The organism is Acetobacter sp. DsW_059, from assembly GCF_002153695.1.
Classification (GTDB): Bacteria; Pseudomonadota; Alphaproteobacteria; order Acetobacterales; family Acetobacteraceae; genus Acetobacter; species Acetobacter thailandicus.
The window spans coordinates 1-259 of sequence record NZ_JOPI01000112.1 but is presented as its reverse complement, the minus strand read 5'-3'; the positions used below and the strand labels follow the sequence as shown (position 1 = coordinate 259).

Annotated in this window: 1 pseudogene; it reads left to right on the top strand. The window is 53.3% G+C overall.

The window, feature by feature from the left end:
* Nucleotides 1-259 (top strand): annotated as a pseudogene (locus HK25_RS13100) (ABC transporter substrate-binding protein); the annotation flags it as partial.

The following is a 259-nucleotide window of genomic DNA, read 5'->3' as shown; positions in this document are numbered from 1 at the left end:
CCACCCTTGTGCTCTCTGAAAGCTGCTTCAGAAACGGACAGAAACCTGCCCCGGCAACGCTTGATCTTTTGTACCAGGATGAACTGCGACTGGGACAGGTTTTCGACCGTGAAACCGAAGCACAGGCACTCGTTACGGACTGGAAAAAACGGGTTACAGCGGTGCAGCACCACCTGAAAAACACCACTCCATTACGGGTCTTTTTATATGACAGTGGGCTAAGCACACCTTTTACCGCCGGCGGGTATGCTCTGGCCTC